Origin of the sequence: Amycolatopsis sp. H20-H5, assembly GCF_035828755.1 — a bacterium.
GTDB lineage: Bacteria > Actinomycetota > Actinomycetes > Mycobacteriales > Pseudonocardiaceae > Amycolatopsis.
Genome location: NZ_JAYMZS010000236.1, coordinates 1 through 4,439, shown reverse-complemented (window position 1 = coordinate 4,439; position 4,439 = coordinate 1). Strand labels below are relative to the sequence as shown.

Annotated in this window: 5 protein-coding genes; 1 reads left to right on the top strand and 4 read right to left on the bottom strand. The window is 66.4% G+C overall.

Annotation, left to right across the window (positions count from 1 at the left end):
* The 4 genes from QMK34_RS46970 to QMK34_RS46955 all read right to left on the bottom strand — a co-directional run.
* On the bottom strand, positions 1-390 hold a 390-nt coding region (locus tag QMK34_RS46970; RefSeq protein WP_326421519.1), incomplete at its 3' end, for a hypothetical protein.
* Positions 387-824 carry a hypothetical protein gene (locus tag QMK34_RS46965; RefSeq protein ID WP_326421517.1) on the bottom strand — a complete coding sequence of 146 codons (438 nt, stop codon included), beginning with the start codon at positions 822-824 and terminating at the stop codon, positions 387-389. The genes QMK34_RS46965 and QMK34_RS46970, both read right to left, overlap by 4 nt.
* A 20-nt stretch (positions 825-844) precedes the next feature.
* Positions 845-3,022, bottom strand: a complete 2,178-nt coding sequence (locus QMK34_RS46960) for an outer membrane protein assembly factor BamB family protein (RefSeq protein WP_326421516.1) — start codon at positions 3,020-3,022, stop codon at positions 845-847.
* Positions 3,023-3,031: 9 nt separating this feature from the next.
* Positions 3,032-3,631 (bottom strand): toll/interleukin-1 receptor domain-containing protein, encoded by a 600-nt coding sequence (locus QMK34_RS46955; protein WP_326421514.1) that lies wholly within the window; start codon positions 3,629-3,631, stop codon positions 3,032-3,034.
* Between the two features lie 146 nt (positions 3,632-3,777).
* On the opposite strand from QMK34_RS46955, the gene QMK34_RS46950 reads away from it, so the two are divergent.
* Complete coding sequence (locus tag QMK34_RS46950; RefSeq protein ID WP_326421513.1) at positions 3,778-4,332, top strand: helix-turn-helix domain-containing protein; 555 nt, start codon at positions 3,778-3,780, stop codon at positions 4,330-4,332.
* Positions 4,333-4,439 lie beyond the last annotated feature (107 nt).

The window sequence follows — 4,439 nt, the reverse complement described above, 5'->3', positions numbered from 1 at the left end:
ATCATGCACACTGATCACGCAGCCCTTGGTTGGATCATCTTCCGTCGCAAGAAGCATGATCAACCAAGGGCTGCTTCCATGATCAACTGGGGTCGCCACACTAACCGCCGAGGTTAAACAACAAGCTAAGACCGTGTGGATCATCTGGTCCCGGCCGTAGAACCAGTCCCTGTGCTCCGCTCTGAACGGCATCAACCCTGGATACGGACACTGCATTTCGCGGGCATCGGGGCCGGGCCGGGTGCGGCGCGGACCGTCGGGCTTGCGGATGATGGTCAGGTCCCGGCCAGCTTGGTAGACGCTACCGCCGTCCGTCGCAGAGCCATCGAGGTTTATCGGCTGCCAGAGCGGCTGTCCGCTGGATTGCGTGCCGTCATCCGGTTCGGTCACCCGGCCCCGCCCGTGGTGATGGTCATGTCCCGGCCCGTCAGATAGGCGTCGCCACCGCCGGATACTTGTGCCGCCAGCGTCATCGAGGCCGTGGTCTGCTGCCCCGTTGATCCCGCGTCACGCGACGCATCGAGGAGCAGCGCACGAAGTTCATCGGCGACGTCCGGTCGCGCGGCGATCAGCCTGGCAAGACGCGCCCCCCACTCGGCGACCAGCAACCCTTGGAGTTCCACGCTGTCGCCGGCCTGCGTGGCCTGCACCAGTTCGCCGCGGGCTTCGGAGAGTTCGGCTTCCACGCGCTCAGGATGCGAATGCCGCCACAGTGACAGGACCGAGGCCTTGATCGCGGCCCAGCCGTCCGTGGCCAGCAGGTCAATCAAGCGCTTGGCGGCGGCCGATGCCAGCCCCCAGGCCATGTCCGAGGTCGTGTCCACGCTTCCCCTCCCCCTGTCGTCTACTGACCGTGGACCGAGATCGCGGTCAACGTCAGGTTTGAGGCGATGAACACGCGGTCGCCACCGACGATCCACGTGAACCCGACGTCCGGCTGCCCCGGGTCGTTGTACTTCCACCGGGCCTTACCGGTGGCCGCGTCGATGGCCCACAGATTTTTTGCCCCGTCGGTGACGAATACGGCGTCGGCCGAACACTGCGCGCTCATGCCGGCGGTCCTGAGGGAGGCGTTGAACATGTTGGACAAGCCTATCTCGGTGGCTCCGGTGAGCGTCGCTACCCACTTGGGAGTCCCGTCGGCGGCGCTGAGGGACGCGAGATCGCTGCCCACTGGGACGTAGACCGTCGCGCCGTCCAGACTCGCGAAAGGGGTGCCGAGTTCGACTTGGTCCCCGTTCTTCGCACCGAATTGCTGATGCCACTTCTCAGCGCCGGTCGCCGCGTCGACGGCGAAGAGTGTATCGCCAGCGCCGCCGGCGAAAAAGAACATACCGGCGGCGTAGCACGTCATCGGCCAGCCGGGATCGAAATAATACGCAGCGTTTGGAATGGGTATCTTCCAGCTGTGGGCACCCTGCTTGCCGGCGTCGATCATCTGGACCTGGCCCGCTTTGTGCGGGGTGCTCGAGGTCGCCAGCAGGTAGGAGCCCGATAGCGGCACCAGCACGTTGTTGATGTCCGTGCCTTCGACCCGCCACAGTCCCTTACCAGTCGCGCCGTCGAACGCCCGGATGTAACCGGTCGTTGTATCCGAAGTCGAGGACGAGTGGGCGTTCACGGTCCCGCACACGTACACGGTGTTCCCGTTGACCGCCACATAGTGCGCGATGTAGGCAGCCCCGCTGGGATCGGCCTGGGCCATAGTGGTCGCCCACTTCACATTCCCGGTGGTGCCGTCGACCGCGGCCACCATGTTATCAGCATTCGGTGTGTCGCAGAGGTAGTAGAAGACCCCGGCCGCGTAGGCCATTAGGGACGTGTTCTGCGACCCGAATATGCTCGTAGTGTTCAAAGCCGGTAGAGCGGTCTTACCCGTCGAGGCGTCGATGAAGGCTGTGGTCTTGTCCGTAACGACCATGACCACCTTGTCGGAGGCTTCCAGACACCGTGGAGCGCTGCCCCCGGAGATCGTCCACGCCTTGATCGCGTCCGGCGCGTCCAGGACGATCGGGGCCGGTGCCCCTGTCGACGACGGTGTGGGAGACACACCCGATGGCGAAGTCGGCGGTGTGGATCCGCCAGGTTTCCCGCCGGTCGCCGGCGAGCCGCTGGAGGAGAAGACCGCGGTTGCGGCCACGCCACCGATGAGGAGCGCGCCTCCCGCCAGACCGAAGAGCAGACTTCGGCGGCTGACCCCACCGCCGACCGTGCTCGACGGCGTTGCTGCGGTGAGTGCCTCGATGTCGGCGGTTAGCGCCGATGGCAGCCAGTTGCGTGTGGGGACCGGTTGCCCCTGACGGTTGAGGTAGTCGATGAGTTGTTGCGCGGTGGGTCGTGTCGAGGGATCCGGGTACAGACAGCCGCCGATCACCTCGTGCAGCGACGACGGCAGGGTGCTGGTCACCGTTTCCAGTTCGGCGATACGGGTCCGCGCATCCTCGGACGCGCCTTCCCACTCCGGCTCACTTCCCGAGGCGGCGAACAGCACCGTTGCGCCCAGGCCGAGAATGTCGTCCATGGGTGACCCGTCGGCCTCCGTGGTCCCGGCGAGGCCGAATGCGGCGATGTAGGGACCGTCAGCCGCCAGCAGCACTGAGTCCGGCCCTACCTCGCCGTGGATCAGCCCGGCCGCATGGATGCGGGTAAGCGCTCCGGCGAGGCCGACAACGAGCCGCCGCAGCGCCGACTCCGACAGTTGGCCGTACCGGTCCACAGCCCGCCGAAGCGGCAATCCCGGAACGAACGCGGTCGCCGACCAGGGGGAGGGTGCGTCCGGGTCAGCGTCCACAACCGGCATGATGAAGTCCCCGGACACCGCCCGGGCAGCCCCGACACCAGCTCGGAACCTCTCCCGGAAATCCGGTGCCGCGGCCGCCTCAGGCTGTACCACCGTAACCGCGACAACCCGCCCATCAACCGAGCGCCCCGCGAAGATCTTCCCAGCACTGACCGTGCCCAATTTTCCGATCAGTGAATACGGCCCGATCTGCTGAGGATCGCCTGCTTCGAGAGTCTCCAACGCCCACCCCTAAGTCAGTCTGATCGTCTGATCGCGCGCCGCCTGGTACGCGCTGCCGCCACCGGACACCCGCGCCGTCATGGTCACCGTCGGTTCAGCGACAGGCGCCGCGGCGGCCGTCGGCGACACCGACCCGTGCCCGATATCGGGCAGGAGAGCTGCCATGGCGGCACACAGTCGGTCGAGCTCGTCCGCGAGGTGAGTCTCCGGAACGCGGAGAAACTGCAGCCGTGCGAGATCCGCGATCTCGTACGGCAACGCCGATGCCTCGGGAAGCATCGTCGCGTCGCCCAGGAGGACGGGGACGACGCGGTTTCCCGCGTTCAGGGCCGTCGCGATCTCCACGCGGACCCAGTCGTGGGCCCGATCGATGAGCCGCATCCCATCGTCGCCACGGGCGTCGAGCCACGCCGGCCCGATGAGCACGAGCATCAGCTCACACTCGGCGGCCTGCCGCCGCAGGACCTCGGCGAAGTCGGCACCCGCCGGGATCGACCCGCCCGACTTGAAGACCTCGCTGGCCCCGAACCGGTCGGTCAAGGCTTGGTAGACGCGGTTTCGCATCCACCGCGAGTCCGCTTTGCGGAAGCTCAAGAAGACACGCGGCATGATCGCCCCTTTCAGGCCGCCCTGACGAGAGTTCGCCCCTACCGTATCGGTCGGAGGCAGGATTCGACGCATATTCGACCTGAACTGAATAGCGGACGGCCCCGCTGCGTTGTTTCCCACCCGCGCCACACCATATCCTGACTCGTATGGGCGACTTTGGCGTCGAATTGGCGAGGCTCCGAGCACGGCGGGGATGGACCGTGCGCGAACTCGCGCGGCGCGCAAGTGTCTCCGAGGGGCAGATCTGCAACCTGGAGAGCGGGCGCCGCAACCCGACGTCCGTTGCAGCCGCGGCATGCGACGCGGCGTTCGGCGCCGGCGGCGTACTGATCAAACTCGCCGAAACCGCGCGCCGCAGCGCACCGGCTGGCAGCCCCGTCGAGGTCGACTCGCTCGTGGCCGGATACGGACGGGTCCTCGAAGAGCTGAAGGACATCGGCAGATCCGTCGGTCCCCGATTCGTAGACGCCTCGCTGCGGTCCATCGCGCGGATCCTGACCGATACCGCTTCCCATACCGAGGCCACCCGGCGCGACGAAATCTGGCTGCTGGCATCGAGGTTTGCCGAGTACACGGGGTGGATGGCGCAGGAGGCGGGGAACTCCGCCGAGGCATTGCGCTGGACCGATCTCGCGGTTAGCTGGGGCGCGAACGGCGACGACGAGACGATGGCCGCTTACGCTCTAGTACTACAGAGCTAGATCTTTGCGTGTCGGTTCGTGATATCGGCTGCTGGTTGTGCGAGTGTTTGCGTGTGACCATTCCTTCTGCTGGGCGGGCTGGCGTCGCGGGCGGTGCGACTCGGGAA